Genomic DNA, 16,356 nt, shown 5'->3' on the forward strand with positions numbered 1-16,356 from the left:
CTCGGCACGGTTAAGGTGATTTTGCCTATCCGTGTCTTGAGCTCGCGTTCTCGAGTGCCGTTGCGGCTGTCCGTGCGTTCTTCTGACCGTTCGTAAGGCTCAGCCTTGAGTTGAGCAGTGGATTCCGCCATCAGAATACTATTGAGACTTTTACGCAGCAGTTCGCGAAATGCCTGATCGTGATCCTTTGAAAGAAGTTGTAGAATTTCCTCTTGATTTAAGGTAATATTTAATTGAGCCATTTGTTTGTCCTCCTAGTATTATTTTGTTAGGTGATTTAATTATACCTGGGAGACGAGCACTTGGCTCTCTTTTTTTATCAATTTACACCATTATACGGGCATAACCAAACAATCACCTTAATCAAGGTCTGAACCGTTCGTCTTGATAACTTTTTGATACCAGTAGAATGAATCCTTGCGGGAACGTTCCATCGTCCCTTTGCCTTCGTCATCCTTGTCAACATAGATGAAACCGTAACGCTTGGACATTTGACCCGTTCCGGCTGAAACGAGGTCAATGCATCCCCATGGCGTATAACCCATCAGATCAACGCCATCAAGCACGACTGCCTTCCTGACTTCTTCAAGGTGCGAACGAAGATAGTCGATGCGGTACGGATCATGAATGCTGCCGTCTTTTTCAACCTTGTCAACGGCACCCAAGCCGTTTTCAACGATAAACAACGGCACGTGATAGCGATCCGTCAACAGGTTGAGCGAGTAGCGCAAGCCAACGGGATCGATTGGCCAATCCCAGTCGCTCTTCTTCAAGAAAGGATTGTCCGTTAGGGCCTTGAAAACATCGTCCAAGTCGTCCGGAGCAACGTTCTTTGCCGAAACGGCCATTGATTGATAGTAGCTGAAGCCGACATAGTCAACGGTGCCTTCTTTAAGCACGATGCGATCTTCTTCGGTAATATCGGGCCGGAATCCTTCACGTTCAATGTAGGCCTCAACGTTCTTAGGATATTCGCCCCAGACTTGAACGTCTGAGAACCAGTTGCGACGCTGGTCAACTCGTTGTGCAAGTAAGACGTCTTCCGGAGCAGGAGTTGCCGGATAAACAGGCGTATAATTTATCATCGTCCCGATCTTGAAGTCTGGGTTGATCTTGTGTCCTTCTTTGACTGCAAGGGCGCTGGCAACAACTTCGTAATGAGCAGCCTGATACATGCGCGCTTCGTTGTCCTTTGAGTCTTTGCCAAGCAGCAGACCGGAGTTGGTGCACATCAGGAAGTCATTATTGAAGGCCGACTGGTTGTCGATTTCGTTAAACGTCATCCAATACTTGACCTTGTTCTTGTAACGCTTGAAGCATGTGACTGCAAATTTAACGAAGAAGTCGATCACTTTGCGATTTTCAAAGCCGCCGTATTCTTCGACGAGATGATACGGCATTTCAAAGTGAGACAGCGTAATGACTGGTTCAATTCCGTACTTGTGGCATTCGTCGAACAAGTCATCGTAAAACTTCAACCCTTCTTCGTTTGGTTCTGCATCATCGCCGTTTGGGAAAATGCGCGTCCATGCAATTGAAGTTCTGAAACACTTGAAGCCCATTTCGGCAAACAAGGCAATATCTTCTTTATAGTGGTCATAGAAATCGATGGCTTCATGGTTAGGATAGTTCTTGCCAGGAATAACTCCCTTTGTAATTTCGCGCGGAACCCCGTTTGCGCCAGCAGTCATGACGTCAGCAACGGAAACGCCCTTGCCGCCCTTGTTCCAACCGCCTTCTAACTGGTGAGCAGCAACGGCGCCGCCCCACAGAAAACCTTTAGGGAATTCATTTTTTGTCATGTCTCATTCCTCCGATTATTTTGATTAAGCGTTTTCTTTTTATCTACTCTCTTAGTATAATTCGTTGGTACAAATTTGTCAATTGCCACCTTATTATTTTTTTGAAGAAGCTGACATCCATTAATCATACAGCCTATCCCTGCACCCTGGATTTGGACAATATGACATTATCCGTCAGTTAAATCAAAAGCTTTGCATAAAAAAAGACGCTGATCATTCAATCAACGTCAAATCTTATCTCATTGCCTTATTTTTTCATTTGAAGATAGTTGAAGACTTCCTGTCCCGCAATCCCGGCATCGCCGACAGCCGTCGTAATCTGTCGCAGAAACTTCTGACGAACGTCTCCAACGGCATAGATACCGGCAATTTTTGTTTCCATATGCTCGTCAGTAACGATCCAGCCGTTTTCATCAGTAATGCCGAGATCTTTGAACGGCTCGGTCATCGGTGTCGTCCCGACGTAGATGAAGACGCCGTTTGCTTCAAGAATACTGTCTTCTCCGGTTTTTTTATTGTGAACTTTTACGCCTGAAACCTTCATGTCGTCTCCGATGATTTCGGTTACGACGCTGTCCCACGTAAACGACATCTTTTCATTTGCGAAAGCGCGATCCTGCAAGATCTTTTGCGCGCGAAGCTCATCGCGACGATGAATAACGTTGACGTTTTCGCACAAATTGGCAAGATACAAGCCTTCTTCGATTGCAGAATCGCCGCCGCCAACGACAACGACGCGCTTATTGCGGTAAAATGCCCCGTCGCAAACGGCACAGTATGAAACGCCGCGGCCGCTGTATTTTTCTTCACCTGGAACGCCAAGCTTTCTGCTCTCCGATCCGGTTGCGATAATAACGGCTTCTGCTTCATATTCATCGCTGTCCGTTTTGACGTGCTTCGTCCCGTTTTCGTCAACCGTGATGCCGGTCACGCTGCCATACAAAAGCTTCGCGCCAAACTGCGTCGAGCTTTCATACATTTTCTTGGCAAGTTCCGGTCCCATGATTGATTTAAATCCAGGGTAGTTTTCGACTTCGGCGGTATTGTTCATCTGACCGCCGTAAATGCCGCGATCAAGCATTGCTACCTTGAGATTGGCACGAGACGCGTACAATGCAGCAGTCATCCCGCCAGGACCTGCGCCAATCACGATCACATCATATTTTTCAGTCATTTGAAAATTCCTTTCTGAACAGGTGCTTTTCACTAGTCAATATATTTTCCCACCATGCCGATCAACTCTTCCTTGTTATGAAAACCGGTAAGCTGTTTGACCTTTTTGCCGTCCTTCAAAAGCATCAGGGTCGGAATCGACATGATTGAAAATTCTTTAGAAGGTTCAGGATTTTAATCGGTATCAAGCCTGCCTACCGTAATTAATTTGCCTACTTCCGAATCAAGCTCGTCGATGACGGGCGCTTGACGGTTGCATGGAGGGCACCACGAGGCGATAAAGGCTACCAAGGAAAATCCGTTGCTCGTTTCTTTCTTGAAATTGTCATCAGTCAATTTTTTTACCATTTGCATCCACCTCCGAAACACCTATTCAATTAATCACTTGAATGGTTAGAATATACCACCTGCCATCTTATTCGTCAATCTTTATGCCCATCGCTGATGTAGTCCAAAATTTTGTACATGATCTGCTTGTTTTCTTCAGGAATTCCGTGCAAAAGAATTTCTTCAGGCGTTTGTCCAAGGTCGCTCCCCTCAGTATAAGAACCGTCATTGACGACGATTTCGCGCAAATCGTTCGGAAGCGGCTCAAAGTGAAACTGCAGTCCGACAATGCGGTGATTCATGACAAATCCTTGATTTTTAAGCAGTCTGCTTGAAAAAAGAAGCTCCGCACCTTTTGGAATTTCAAAACAATCCTGATGCCAATGGAGCACGCTAACCTCTTCCGGAAGACCTTTGATCGCATGCGACTTCAAAAAAACCGGTGCAAAGCCGACTTCCTTGACACCGCTGTTTTTGACGACTCCGCCAAGTGCCTTTGAAATCTGCTGCGCGCCAAGGCATGCTCCAAAAATCGGCAAATCTTGTTTAATTGCGGATCTGATCAGGTCGCGTTCTTTTTTCAGCCATTCAAAATCATCGTTAGGACTCATCGGGCCGCCCAAAATGACCAGCATGTCCGTTTCTTCGACATCAGGAAGGATTCCATATCGATAAGGGTGATACACGTAAAGCTCATGTCCGTTTTCTTCTGCCCATGACCGAATGGCGCCCGGACCTTCGTTTGGGGTATGCTGCAACACGTTAATTCTCATTTTTTCCTGCACCTTCTTTTTCAATGTATCTGTTCCAATCATAGGTACTCTCATTCAGGCTGTGAGCGTTATAGCCTGATTCGCTCAAAATTCTGGCAGCTCGAGTTGCATACGTACACAGATTGCCGCGACAGTAAACCACGAGGTCTTTATCAGCCGGAAGCGTATCAAGCTTTTCTTTGAGATCAGGCAGAGGGATGTTTTTGGCCTCCGCAATGTGAGCAGTCGCGTATTCGTCAGCCGGACGCACGTCAATCAGTTCGATTTCGCCGCTTTTGGCCTTGTTATAAGCCGCATCAAGCGACATCGCATAAACGTCGTTTTTTTCAAAGTCCTCTTTGATCTGACTGATTCTTTCAAGCTGATCTTCCCCAACGTCGCGCAACAGATAGAATAAATCAACGACCCTTGAAGAAGCCAGCCCGTAATAGATGTGATTTCCGTCACGCTTGCGTTCGACAAGGTTTCCGCTGCGCAAAACCTGCAGATGTCGCGACGTGTTTGCAACGCTCATCTTGGTGAGTTCGGCAATCTTTTCAACCGTTTTTGGTCCTTGAACCAGCAGATCCATGATTTCCAAGCGTCGTTCGCTCGAAAGGCTTTTGCCGATTTTTGCCAGTTCAACGTACAGATCGTTTTGATAAGTCAATATTCTCACCCCTCTTGTCAAATGCAGAGTTCTTACTTACCGTCGTTTCCAAACAAAGATGCCAGCTTGGCAGCCATCTCGGGATCAAGCGAATCGCCCAGGCTTGAAGTCTCATCTTCGTTTTGCGATGCAACTTCTTCATTTAATTTGGCGCGCTGCTTGACCGATTCGATGACGGCCTGTTCGGCTGCCTTGATTGGTTCGACTTCAAGCCGTCCGCCGGCAGAATCAGCATGTCCGCCGCCTCTGAAGTAGTCTTCAGCAAATTTTGCCACGTCAAGTCTGCCGTTTGAGCGCAACGACACGCTGTGGCTGTCAATTACGAGGGCTGCGTCAACATCGTATTTTTTAAGCAGCTCATGAGCAATTTCCGATTTATAATCGCTGGCATAGACCACGCCAAAGCCGTGTCCCTCGATTTCAAACGTTTCGACATTTTTGAGGTGCTTGTCAAGATACCGCTGTCGTCGCCCTTCCAAAGTTGAAATCAAAAGCTCATGTTCAATTCTGTATTTTTCCCAACCGGAAGCAAAAACAGAATCGACAAAAGATTTTGACTTGCTCAAAGGGAAGAACCAAAACAGCTGATTCAATTCGTCGGCTGCTTTGCGCTCTTCATAAGACATGTTCTTGTCATTTTGAAAATCCCACGTATCGTATGCCCGAATCATCTCAACCAGCTCTGCCAGTTCTTTTTGCTTTTGCTTTGGAACAAGCGCAAAATTCGGCTGGCGAGTCATGAAATCCCAAACCAGACTGACCGCGCTCGGCGTGACGTTTTCATCCAACGGCAAAATGCAGTTCTTCGAGTATCCGGAGCGCAATTCTGCTTCGCTTTCATGATGATCGAAAATAAGCCAGTGATTGGCGAATTTTTGCTCCAACAGCTTGAAGGAATAATCACTGTCAGGAGTCATGTCCATAATGTAGACATCGGTATAGCGCAAAATATCCGGTTCCTTGAACCAATGCTCAAGCTCGCGGTCAAGGTTGCCGGCTGAACAGGTCGTCAAATCGAATTCAACGCCCCTGAACATATAAGGAGCCAATGCGTAAAAAAGACAAGGGGCACCGAATCCGTCCAAGTCGTTATGCGAAAATAGTTTGATATGCTGAGTCTTTCTCAAGTCAAAATCCCCTTTACATGGTTTTGCTAATTCTAATTATACCTGTCTGCCTGCCAAAAGTTCCATACATTCATACGAAAAATTGTCGGAATGTGTTATTATGATTGTTGATAATAAAACAAACATTGGAGAAAACAAATGACATTCACGCTTTACATGGTCCGTCACGGACAAACGATTCTCAACAGCTATAATCGCCTCCAGGGTTGGTGTGACTCCCCGTTAACCGAAAAAGGCACAAATGATGCCCACAGTGCCGGCAAACATCTCAAAAACATCCATTTTGATGCTGCTTACAGTTCCGACACGACGCGTGCCATGAAAACGTGTCGCTGTATTCTGTTTGAAAACAAAGAGTATCCAAAAACGCCAAAACGCAAGACTTTAACGTATTTCCGCGAACAAAGCTTTGGCTACTTCGAGGGAAACGATGCGACCCAGACATGGCTCATGGTCGGGGCCGTTCACGGATGCCGCACCTACAATGACCTTTTGGACAAGTATTCTCTTGCTGCAACCAGAGACCTTTTGCATGAGGTCGATCCTTTCAAAGATGCTGAAAGAGATGAAGACTACTGGGCACGAATCGATGAGGGTTTCGACTGGCTGCGCAAGCATCATCACGACGGTGAAAACATTTTGCTTGTCAGCCACAGCATCACGATTCGCTCAATCGTTGATCGTTATGCCCCCGAGCTCAGGTCGGCCAAAAACGGTCCAAGAAATGGTTCCATCACAAAACTTTCCGTTTCGGATGACGATGTTAAAGTCGAATACTACAATCATCATTTGGATAACGAAACATACTGATCGAATCAGGCATGATTCTTGACATATTTTGCTTTTGCAGTCTCTGGTCTTTTTTCTTCCTATTATAAATACTCGATCACGGACAATCGCGTTCTTTCGCTTTTTCCCGTAACTAAGCACCTCAATGACTCATGTTTCTCGGAAAAAACTGCCAAATCCAGTTCACGATGCTTATTTGACGAATCATCCGTAATTAGGTCGGCACTGCATTTCACAAAATATGCATGTGATTATATTCGTTATCCTTAGAATAAGTGATTTTTTTGCTTGTTTTTTCGCATAAACTGATTTAAACTAAGTTTATGTGCTCGAGTTGCAACTAGACCAGCTGCAACCGCAAGTTTCTTTACCTCGGGTTCTCCGCTCGAGAGTACTAATAAATTTTATCTATATCTCAAGTATTAGAGGTCGGAGCTGCTTGTTCGGACCTTTTATTTTGCGTTTTTTTCAGCATATACCAATCATTTGTGCGTATTTCCGCTTTTATATAAGCATTTCATCATCTTAAGCAAGGGGTGTTTCACGTGAAACACCCCTTACAGCGTTGACATTTGCATCATTTTTTAACTATAATTTAAACAGAACAAAAATCGGAGGGCCAAGCCATGAAATTCATCGCCATTGTCGGCACAAATGCCAGCAAATCGTACAATCGCAGACTGATTCATTTTATGAAGAAACATTTCGCAGCCAAAGCTGAAATCGTCATTAAAGAAATCAAAGAATATCCTCTTTTTTGCGAGGACTTTGATGAAACGCCGCATTCAATCATGGAATTAGCAACCGAAATCGATCATTCTGACGGCGTCATTTTTGCTACGCCGGAATACGATCATGGGATTCCGGCAGCGCTCAAATCCGTCATTGAATGGCTTTCCTATGACGTTCACCCGCTAACGAACCGTCCGGTCATGATTGTCGGCGCCTCGCTTGGAAATCTCGGCACGGTCTATGCCCAAGACGACTTGCGCAGAATCCTTGATTCACCGGGACTCGGACCATACGTGCTCCCTGGTCATCAGTTTTTGCTTGGACATGCACCCTCTGCATTTGACAAGAATGACAACTTAAACGACGATCGCACGATTTCATGGCTCGACACGTGCTTTGACGGTTTTATCAAATATGCGGTCTCGATCAACTCCATGGCAGGTCGAAACAACCAAGCTGATGCTACGACCGGTGCATCTTCCAAACCAAGAGAAACGCCGGTCATCGTCGATTTGAGAATAAACGAATCAACCGTCGATGCTTCAACGTCCGCTTCAAAAACTGACAAGACCAATGACTATGGAATTGATGAGAAAACTTTTGGCCTGGTAAAATCTTCCGTTGACGAAACGACCGGTGCATCTTTGTCAAATGCAGAGCAGGAAACATCCGAGCGGCCAGTGATCGTCAATCTCAGACAGCCGGAGATGGCGGTTAAAGCCGATTCGGTTACAGGGGCATCGCAAGCGTGAAAGAAAATATCCAACAGACCGCGCTGACAAAGCATTTCCGAGCATTGGGCACCAGCATTTCATTGACCGTCTTCGGAACGCTTGACCAGACCGTGCTTGAAAAAAGCGCAGACCTTGTCAATCATTACGAAGATGTTTTGACCGTCAACAGAGATCATTCCCAGCTCATGAGCGTCAATCAGGCTGCCGGAAAGTTTCCGGTTCAAGTTGAGGCTTCGGTCTACCAACTGACAAAGCTTGCGGTCGAAAAAAGTCGTGCAAGCTTTGGTTTTAATGCTGCAATCGGTCCGCTCGTCAAACTGTGGCACATCGGATTTTCTGATGCGAAAGTCCCTTCTGAACAACAGATTTCAGAGCGTCTTTCTTTGATCGATCCTTGGCAGATTGAATTAAACGATGCCAATCAGTCGATTTTCTTAAAAAAAGCCGGCATGGAAATCGACCTCGGGGCTATTGCCAAAGGCTATATTGCTGACCGCATCCAAGATTTATGGCATGCATACGGAATCGCGTGCGGCATCATCAATCTCGGCGGCAACCTGTTAATGGTCGGAAAACCTCCGCACCATTGCGATGGATTGTGGCGCATCGGTCTCAGAAGTCCTTTTTCAGACAACGATGAACCGATTGCAGTCGTCACGATGCCGCCATGCTCGGCTGTCACAAGCGGTATCTACGAACGAAGACTGACTTCAGGTCAAAAGAGCTATCATCATATCCTTGATTCAAATACAGGATATCCCAGGGAGAATAATCTGAACAGCGTCACTGTCTTCTCCAAAAAATCCGTCACTGCAGAAATCGAAACGACGCGTCTCTTTTTTGCGGGCGAACCTTTGCCGGAATATCCGTTTGAACAAGATGTTTTTGGAGCAGCATTCATTACGAAAGATTTTCAAATCAAACTTTCGGGTATTGCTCCCGGACAAATTCGACTGCTTGACAGTCACTATCAAATCATATGTTGAACCAAAGATGCGACTGGAAAAAATCCCGTTTTACTCTTGAATTAAATGAATAAAAACTACTTTTTCAAGCAGTAGTACTGCTCAACCAATCCAGCCAGGATCTCACTCAAATTTACGGACAAAGTGCCATTTTTTGCTGATTTGTCCGTAAGCAAAACGCATTTTACGGACAAACGGCTGTTTTTGCCCATTTTGTCCGTAATCGCCATTTTTCGAGCAGGTCGTTTACGGACAAAGCGTCAATTTTCATCGATGTTTCCGTAAACGGCAGAGCTTTTGCCAAATGCAGCGACTGATAAATCAGCGCGCCAAACTCCCAGTCAAATTTATCGTCAGACTCTTTTTGGATATTTTACAGCAATTTGATCACTGCATACACAAAAGCCCGGATGAGATCTCATCCGGGCTTTTTGGTTTGAGGCATGTTTTTTCCCGGCCTCTTCTTTATTATCATTTTTCTTTCAGATATCTGTCTAATTCGCGCTTGACCTCGGTTGCTTTCGGCAGCAGGACGCCGACTTCTTCAACCAGACTCGGCGATTCGAAAAATTCTGACGTCTTGCCTGAATAAACCAATTCGCCGTGAGCCATTGCATAAACGTCTTCATATTCTTCCAAAACCCAGTCCATGTCATGCGTAATCGTAATGACGACATGTCCTCGGTCGGCAAGATAGCGAAAAATTGCGGTAATTTTCTTCCTGCTTGGCCAATCAAGCGACATCATCGGTTCATCGAACAGCAAAATCTTCGGTCGAACCGCCACTACCGTCGCAATGCTCAGCAACTTGCGTTCGGAAAGAGATAAATCATAGGGATTTTCGTCCATTTTATCGGCCAAACCGACTTCTTGAAGAACTTCTTCTGTGATGCGCTCAACCTCAGTTTCCGACTTGTCCATCTGACGGAGGCCCCACTCGACTTCTTTTTTAACGGTTGCATTGAAAATCTGATCGTTTGGATCCTGAAAAGTCAAACCGATTCGCTCAAGGCGCTTGTCACCGATATAATCATTCAAATTCTGGCCTTCAACGGTGATTTCACCGGAATCAGGCTGATTAAGGCCGCTCAAAAGCCTGAGCAAAGTAGATTTACCGGCACCGTTTTGACCGATAATCGCAATCATCCCCTCGCTAAAGGTCAGATGTTTGATTTTAAGTCCGAAATTGTCGCCCGGATACGTGAATTTTAAATCGTTAATTTCAATTTTGGTCATCAAAGCACCCCTTAAGCTCGGAAAGTTTTACGGGAAAAAGTCCGCTCGGAAGCTTTTTTCCAAGCTCTTTTGCCATTCGATAAACCACCGGCAGATACAAGTCATGGCCTTCTGCGACCTGATTGATCACGTCAAGCGGTTTTCCTGAAGCAATCAGCTCACCCTTTTCCAAAACCCACAATTGATCTGCAATCTCGCACAAATCATCGACTTCGTTCGAAACGATAAAAATCGTTTTTTCGGAGCAGCCCGCAAGCCATTCGAAAAATTCTTTTCGGCCAACAGGATCCATTTGACTCGTTGGATCGTCCATGATTAAAAATTCAGGGTCAAATGCGATTTCGGAAGCAATCGCCAAGCGCTGCGTCTGACCACCGGAAAGCGTGTCTGGCGCTTGCTCCAAAAGATCTTCAAGACCCATCTGACAAGCTGCTCGGACAACTGATTTTGATGCCTCTTCTTCACTCATCCCTTGATTGATCAGTCCAAATGCGATTTCATCGAAAACAGTATCTGACAGACCGCTGAGCTGCCCCGCTGTATTTTGCAAAACGACTCCCGTATGAAAATTATATTCGTCAAACGCCTCAAACGGTGAAAACTCGCCTAATCTGACAGTACCGGAAACGTGACTTGAAACAATATTTGGAATGATTCCCGAAAGAACGTCGCAAAGAGTAGTTTTTCCGGAACGACTGTTGCCGATGATTCCGATTATCTGACCCGTTTTTGCAGTCAAAGAGATTCCCTTTAACGCCTCTTCGTCTTCTCCGCGATATCTTACGCTCAAGTTGTCCAAAACTATTTGTTGATTAGCATCCATACTTTACATCCTATCAAAATTATGCTTGTCAAACCAAGTGCTCGATGAAACATCTTGTCCATCAGATACGTTCTCCTTAATGCTCGGACCGTGCGCTTCTTGCTTTCAAAATTTCGCAATTGAAGCGAAATCGAACGCGACATCGACTGATCGAGCGTCTTGATCACCAACGGGATCAAAATCGGCAGAATCGTCTTAAATTTTTGAATCAGCGACTTTTGTTCACCGATTCCGCGAGCTCTTTGCGCAAGCTGAATCTTCTTAAGATTTTGCATCATTTGCGGCAAAATATAGCAAACGGACATCAATAAATACACGGTTTTGTATTTCATCCCTGCATTTTCCAAATACTTGGCATTCTCAGAAATCGTCGTCGTCCGCATGAAAAAATTCGTTGCAAGAACAATCACGATGATTCGACAACCAAGCAAAGCGGCATACGTCAAACCTTCCTGGTAAAACGCAATTGCGCCTAAAGAAAAAGCAAGCGTCTCGTTGTGAGGGTAAAACAACCCCTGTATCAGCAGCATCGTCAAAATCATGAATGCGCAAAAGCCAAGCGCCTTCATGCTGCTGCCTAATTTCCCCGAAAACAACAACAGAAAAATCGTTGCCAAGATGAGCGCTGCTTCGGCAAAGATATTTGTCAAAACAAAGCTCAGCAATGTCAAAACGGCAATCAGCAACAGTTTCGTGACGGGATCAATGCGTTCGTGCCACGGTCTTGTCAGGTTTTCCTGCATCATTTCTGGTTTTTCCATCTTATCAGTCCTTAAAATAACTAATCATTTTCTTTGGAATCTGCTTGTAGATGAGGCAGGCAACGTAAGCTACGACAACCTTGTCCAAGATATCCAAAACAAATTCGTCAACAAAAGAAGCAATAAACACCGGAACGTGATTTGCGACCAAAACGGCAAACAACGAATCTCCCCAAGCAATCCCGGTTTGTCCGCCCCAGAAAATAACGTTGAGCGGCGTTGAAATCACTGAAGAAACAAGCGCAATGATCAATGCGGACACGAAAATTTTCCTGGCTGACGAAAAGCCGCCCTTAGCATGCAACACGCCGACGGCAATCCCGATGCCGATGCTCGTCAAAGCATAAACGGTCGAAACAGGCGACAAGGTCAGACCATAGATCACGTTGTTGATGAAACCGCTGATAGCGCCAGGAATCGGACCGGCAAGCATGCTTGCAAGGAATGTTCCCAATGAACCGAGCCAGACCGGAAGCTTGAGACCTTCCGCAAAAGCCTTGGCTACGTAGTTGATGCCGACTGCGGCAGGAATCAGCCCGATTACCGCTGGCGTAAGATTGACTCTCCAAATACTTGGTGCTGACGATGTTTTCTTATCCATAAAAATTCTCCCTTATGCATTAAAAGTAAAATCAACCTTTATAAAGCTAAAAAAGTAAAAAAAACTTTTAATTTATAGTTGCCTTTATCTTACCATCAAAAAAATAATTGTCAAGCTTTTTGGGTAAAAATTACTTGAACAACTGCTGAAAAGCCCGGAAAATGCAGAGCTTGACATTGCCTGCTCAATCGGCACGCCAAGACTTGCTTACGGGCAAAACAGCGATTTCTAAGATTTGCCCGTAATCTGCGACCACACTGCTTTGGCGAAGGTAAACGAGTAGAATATTTTTTCAATTTTGGGTGATTTTGTCTACCTTCAGTGTCGCGCGCCTCGGTTTCGGAGGGTCAGGTAGACAAAAAGCAGACTTCTGCCCTTGTCCTCCTTTTGGACGTTTTGATACACGAAAATGAAAACAGCCTCTTTTTTCTTGCTTCCATCCTTGCGTTCAATTGTCGCGCATACGCAAAAAAACCGGATGATTTGCAATTGATTGCAAATCATCCGGTTTTTCAATTTGAGAACTGATTTTTTCCGACCTCTTTCAAACGCGGTGCGAAATTTTTAGCTTCTTCTCAAGTCATAAGGTCTGTAGACATAGTAGTACCTATAGTTGTGCGTGCCGTGATACCACTTGTACTTGAATTCCTGAACGGCCTGGCCTCTGGCGCCATAAATCGAATTCGGATTTTTGTCCCAGTAATAACCGCAAGTCGAGATGCATTTTGCATCGGATCCGGCAGAAGACATGATCATGATATGTCCGCCGCTGCCGCCGCTATAGCCCTTCTTTCCCCAAATGACGATGTCGCCGTATTGCGGAACATAATTGACGTCCCTGCCTTCTCTTGCGAGATAGTATCCGTTTGACCTGAGATACGGATGAATCGACTCGGTATTGTAGATGTAGGCAGGTCTGGAAGCTCCGGCACCTCTTAAGGCCGCAACCATCGATCCGGAGCAGTCCGCAGTCCCGTCAGCCCCTGTTCTTGAACCGTACATCGAATAAGTCAGCTTGCCTCTGCGGTTGAAGAACCAGTTCAAAACGCGCGCGGTAAAACAATTGAGCGTGCCGTTGCCGTTAAAACTGTACCAGCGATTGCCGATTTTGCGTCTTCCGGCATAGCGCGCACCGCTTGAGGCATCGAAGTAATATTGGTCATGTCCGATCACCTGCCAGCGATACTGCATTTGACCGTTGTCAGCATAATAGACGACCTTGTTTTGACCATATGACTTCAAATCTTTGAAGCCCGTCTGCATTGCGCCGGTGCACCTGTCAAAAAGATACCAGTGTCCGCGATAGTTTTGCTGACCGTACTGCATGCGACCGTTGCCGGCATACAAGCACTTCTTCTTTTGACCATAAGGAGTCAGATCCTGAATGCCGGTCAGCATTGCGCCGGTATTCATGTGGAACAGGTACCAGTATCCGCTCAAGTGCTGCTGTCCATACTGCATTTGACCGTTCAAATCATAATAGACCGTTTTCTTTTGATTGGAAATCCACTGAAAACCGTATTTCATGTTGCCGTTTCCGTCAAACAGATACCAGCTGCCGTTAACGTTCTTTTGACCCGTAGCTCGTTTGGCAGTCGTCTGGTCAAAGTATTGTGTATTTCGACCGACTTTGAGGAATCCGACATGAATCTGGCCATTGTTATCGAAATAATAGTGGTTGCCGTTGAGCTCGACTACGCCCTTGTAGGCGAGCGCGCCGGTCGTTTTGTCAATGCTGTATCCGTGGGCCGCATATTCGACGTGACCATGATTGTCGAACAGATAAAGTCTCTTCGTTCCTTTGTCGTATGCAATCTGGGAGGTCGTCATTGCACCCGTATTTTCGTCAAAATGATACAGATTTCCTTCAATTTTTTGCATGCCTTTCAACCGATGACCGGTCTGTTTGTCATAATAAGCCGTCTTCTTTTGACTTGAACTCCACTGAAAACCGGTTTTCATAAAACCGTTTTGATCGAACAGGTACCAATCGTTGCCGATCTTTCTTTCGCCGATCGTCATTTTGCCGGTCAACGTATCGAAATAGTATCTGTGACCGCTGATGTCTTTGAATCCGTACTGCATCTGACCGTTGCCGTCGTAATAGACGATCTTTTTCTGGTCACCGATCCACTTGAGTCCCTTTGCCATTGCACCGGTATTTTTATCGAACAAATACCAGTGTCCAAACAGGTACTGCTGACCGTATTGCATCTGGCCGTTGCCTGCATAGTAAACGATTTTGTCCTGGCCGTAGCTCTTTAAATTCTGAAAACCGGTTGCCATTTTGCCCGTTCCGTTTTGGAACAAATACCAGTATCCCCTGATGTTTCTTTGACCATACTGCATCCTGCCGTTTCTTTCGTAATAGACGGTCTTGTTTTCTCCGTAATTTTTCAGATTCTGAAAGCCTGTCTGCATTGCGCCCGTTCCCCAAGAAAACAGGTACCATCCATTGCCGATGCGCTGCTGGCCGTACTGCATCTCGCCTTTGTTGTTATAATAAACGGTTTTCTTCTGATTTGCGATCCATTGAAATCCGGTTCTGGCAGTTCCGTTTTTGTTGAACAGATACCACTTGCCGCCGATGTTTTGCTGACCGCTGCCATGAGAAACGGCACCTGTCATGCGATTCATGTCATATGTTCTGCCGCTGATCTTTTGGCGACCATACTGCATTTGGCCAGCATTGTTGTAATAGACGACTTTGCGCTGATTTGCTATGTATTGGAATCCGGTCTGCATCGCCCCGGTAAAGTTGTCGAACAAATACCAGTACCTGTCGATATGCTGCTGACCGTACTGCATCTGACCGGCATTTGAGTAGTAGACTTTCTTCTTTTGGGATGAGATATATTGAAATCCCGTCTTCATTTCGCCTGTTTGTTCATCAAACAGGTACCACTTGCCATTGATGTTTTGCTGACCGTGCACCATGTTGCCGCTGCCATCGTAATAATATGTCTTTTTTTCATCCTGACTCTTTTGGAAACCGGTTTTTTTAGGCTGAGTCGTCACCGCAGGATTGTTTTTTTGAGATAGCGTTTGCTCCGTCGGCGTGGAGACGGTCGATTGCGAAGCTGCTTTGGGCGTCGATTGCGAAGCAGCCTTTTCAGTTTCTTCAGTCGTTGCCGCTTTTTCCTGCGTTTCCTCAGCTGCCGTGGACTGCTGATAATCGCTTTGGACCGGCTGTTTCGCTTCAGACGAATCTTTTTGATCTGCAGATTCCTGTTTGTCTTCCGTTTGAACCTGCAAAGAATTACCCGGTTCGCTTTGTACGCTCGTTTGGGCAACGGACTCATCGGCATTTGCCACCGTCTGATTCGTTTCGATGAAAAATGCAGTGCCTCCGAACAGCAAGGCCAAAGCAACCCATCTTTTGCCAGATTTGTACAATTTGAAACGTTTTTTTACATCCATTAAATTACCTTCTCTCACTAATGTAAAAATGCTCCCATATTAATGTCAATCGGCAACCTGCCCGTAAGAATGAAGTCAAAATTAAAAAATATCAAAAATAATGAAGTGCCCTATAATTGTTAGACAAAGTAGTCTAATGATTGTGGGGTATTTTTTATGGCAAAGTACAGTCCGGAACTGAAAGCGGAAATTATTAGTAAATATAATCAGGGAATGGCAACGAGTATCCAATTAGCTCGAGAATACAACCTCAATTCAAGGGTTGTTCGAAGCTGGATTCAAACATATCGACTTCAAGGTAAAATTCGTCATAGTAGAAATAAGAGAATATTTGACACTGATTTTAAACTGGCTGTGATAGACTATTATCAAACACATGAGGTAACCATAGCTGAAGTTGCTGCCAGGTTTGATCTGCTTCCAGGTCAAGTATCCCATTGGAGG

The 16,356-nt window shown here is 45.4% G+C and carries 15 protein-coding genes and 1 pseudogene; 4 read left to right on the plus strand and 12 right to left on the minus strand.

The window, feature by feature from the left end; all coding sequences use genetic code 11:
* The 7 genes and pseudogenes from BMZ95_RS09520 to BMZ95_RS09550 form a co-directional block, all read right to left on the minus strand.
* The coding region (locus tag BMZ95_RS09520) for a transposase (protein ID WP_191981831.1) at nt 1-242 on the minus strand (242 nt) is incomplete at its 3' end.
* A gap of 117 nt (nt 243-359) precedes the next feature.
* Nucleotides 360-1,802: a 6-phospho-beta-glucosidase gene (locus tag BMZ95_RS09525; RefSeq protein ID WP_014074312.1), complete on the minus strand. Its 1,443-nt coding sequence runs from the start codon at nt 1,800-1,802 to the stop codon at nt 360-362.
* Between the two features lie 247 nt (nt 1,803-2,049).
* Nucleotides 2,050-2,976, minus strand: a complete 927-nt coding sequence (gene trxB, locus BMZ95_RS09530; protein ID WP_039121049.1) for a thioredoxin-disulfide reductase — start codon at nt 2,974-2,976, stop codon at nt 2,050-2,052.
* Between the two features lie 32 nt (nt 2,977-3,008).
* Nucleotides 3,009-3,329: pseudogene (locus tag BMZ95_RS09535) on the minus strand (thioredoxin family protein).
* 68 nt (nt 3,330-3,397) lie between these two features.
* Nucleotides 3,398-4,075: a type 1 glutamine amidotransferase gene (locus BMZ95_RS09540; protein WP_046922133.1), complete on the minus strand. Its 678-nt coding sequence runs from the start codon at nt 4,073-4,075 to the stop codon at nt 3,398-3,400.
* The gene (locus tag BMZ95_RS09545) at nt 4,065-4,724 is read right to left on the minus strand and encodes an ArsR/SmtB family transcription factor (protein ID WP_046922134.1); all 660 of its coding nucleotides are present in this window, start codon (nt 4,722-4,724) and stop codon (nt 4,065-4,067) included. Before BMZ95_RS09545 ends, BMZ95_RS09540 begins: the two co-directional genes overlap by 11 nt.
* Nucleotides 4,725-4,756: 32 nt before the next feature.
* Nucleotides 4,757-5,851: a DHHA1 domain-containing protein gene (locus BMZ95_RS09550; protein ID WP_014074317.1), complete on the minus strand. Its 1,095-nt coding sequence runs from the start codon at nt 5,849-5,851 to the stop codon at nt 4,757-4,759.
* A 138-nt stretch (nt 5,852-5,989) separates the two neighbouring features.
* On the opposite strand from BMZ95_RS09550, the gene BMZ95_RS09555 reads away from it, so the two are divergent.
* The 3 genes from BMZ95_RS09555 to BMZ95_RS09570 all read left to right on the plus strand — a co-directional run bounded on the left by BMZ95_RS09555 (nt 5,990) and on the right by BMZ95_RS09570 (nt 9,092).
* Nucleotides 5,990-6,661 (plus strand): histidine phosphatase family protein, encoded by a 672-nt coding sequence (locus BMZ95_RS09555; RefSeq protein ID WP_046922135.1) that lies wholly within the window; start codon nt 5,990-5,992, stop codon nt 6,659-6,661.
* 605 nt (nt 6,662-7,266) lie between these two features.
* Nucleotides 7,267-8,124, plus strand: a complete 858-nt coding sequence (locus BMZ95_RS09565) for an NADPH-dependent FMN reductase (RefSeq protein WP_046922136.1) — start codon at nt 7,267-7,269, stop codon at nt 8,122-8,124.
* Complete coding sequence (locus tag BMZ95_RS09570; RefSeq protein WP_046922137.1) at nt 8,121-9,092, plus strand: FAD:protein FMN transferase; 972 nt, start codon at nt 8,121-8,123, stop codon at nt 9,090-9,092. The genes BMZ95_RS09565 and BMZ95_RS09570 overlap by 4 nt, the downstream gene beginning before the upstream one ends.
* A gap of 450 nt (nt 9,093-9,542) precedes the next feature.
* On the opposite strand, the gene BMZ95_RS09575 is transcribed toward BMZ95_RS09570, so the two are convergent.
* From BMZ95_RS09575 to BMZ95_RS09600, 5 genes are all read right to left on the minus strand, one after another.
* A complete protein-coding gene (locus BMZ95_RS09575; protein ID WP_046922138.1) occupies nt 9,543-10,307 on the minus strand; it encodes an energy-coupling factor ABC transporter ATP-binding protein in 765 nt (254 codons plus the stop codon).
* On the minus strand, nt 10,294-11,130 hold the full coding sequence (locus BMZ95_RS09580) for an energy-coupling factor ABC transporter ATP-binding protein (RefSeq protein ID WP_046922139.1): 837 nt from the start codon (nt 11,128-11,130) through the stop codon (nt 10,294-10,296). Before BMZ95_RS09580 ends, BMZ95_RS09575 begins: the two co-directional genes overlap by 14 nt.
* Nucleotides 11,109-11,891 carry an energy-coupling factor transporter transmembrane component T gene (locus BMZ95_RS09585; protein ID WP_046922140.1) on the minus strand — a complete coding sequence of 261 codons (783 nt, stop codon included), beginning with the start codon at nt 11,889-11,891 and terminating at the stop codon, nt 11,109-11,111. The genes BMZ95_RS09580 and BMZ95_RS09585 overlap by 22 nt, the downstream gene beginning before the upstream one ends.
* A 4-nt stretch (nt 11,892-11,895) precedes the next feature.
* Entirely contained in the window at nt 11,896-12,492 is a 597-nt protein-coding gene (locus BMZ95_RS09590) for a hypothetical protein (protein WP_046922141.1), read from the minus strand.
* A gap of 564 nt (nt 12,493-13,056) precedes the next feature.
* Nucleotides 13,057-15,912, minus strand: coding sequence for a peptidoglycan amidohydrolase family protein (locus BMZ95_RS09600; protein WP_046922143.1), 2,856 nt, complete (start codon nt 15,910-15,912; stop codon nt 13,057-13,059).
* Nucleotides 15,913-16,068: 156 nt separating this feature from the next.
* Here BMZ95_RS09600 and BMZ95_RS09605 point away from each other — a divergent pair.
* Nucleotides 16,069-16,356 (plus strand): helix-turn-helix domain-containing protein (locus BMZ95_RS09605; RefSeq protein ID WP_143455005.1); only part of this gene is annotated, 288 nt, incomplete at its 3' end.

It is taken from the genome of Ligilactobacillus ruminis DSM 20403 = NBRC 102161 (assembly GCF_900113455.1).
Taxonomy (GTDB): domain Bacteria; phylum Bacillota; class Bacilli; order Lactobacillales; family Lactobacillaceae; genus Ligilactobacillus; species Ligilactobacillus ruminis.

Excerpts from the sequence above, each read along its gene's own strand:
- BMZ95_RS09580 (WP_046922139.1), bottom strand. The coding sequence starts at position 11,130 with ATGGATGCTAATCAACAAATAGTTTTGGACAACTTGAGCGTAAGATAT.
- BMZ95_RS09540 (WP_046922133.1), bottom strand. The coding sequence starts at position 4,075 with ATGAGAATTAACGTGTTGCAGCATACCCCAAACGAAGGTCCGGGCGCC.
- BMZ95_RS09585 (WP_046922140.1), bottom strand. The coding sequence starts at position 11,891 with ATGGAAAAACCAGAAATGATGCAGGAAAACCTGACAAGACCGTGGCAC.
- trxB (WP_039121049.1), bottom strand. The coding sequence starts at position 2,976 with ATGACTGAAAAATATGATGTGATCGTGATTGGCGCAGGTCCTGGCGGG.
- BMZ95_RS09600 (WP_046922143.1), bottom strand. The coding sequence starts at position 15,912 with ATGGATGTAAAAAAACGTTTCAAATTGTACAAATCTGGCAAAAGATGG.
- BMZ95_RS09555 (WP_046922135.1), top strand. The coding sequence starts at position 5,990 with ATGACATTCACGCTTTACATGGTCCGTCACGGACAAACGATTCTCAAC.
- BMZ95_RS09575 (WP_046922138.1), bottom strand. The coding sequence starts at position 10,307 with ATGACCAAAATTGAAATTAACGATTTAAAATTCACGTATCCGGGCGAC.
- BMZ95_RS09590 (WP_046922141.1), bottom strand. The coding sequence starts at position 12,492 with ATGGATAAGAAAACATCGTCAGCACCAAGTATTTGGAGAGTCAATCTT.
- BMZ95_RS09565 (WP_046922136.1), top strand. The coding sequence starts at position 7,267 with ATGAAATTCATCGCCATTGTCGGCACAAATGCCAGCAAATCGTACAAT.
- BMZ95_RS09525 (WP_014074312.1), bottom strand. The coding sequence starts at position 1,802 with ATGACAAAAAATGAATTCCCTAAAGGTTTTCTGTGGGGCGGCGCCGTT.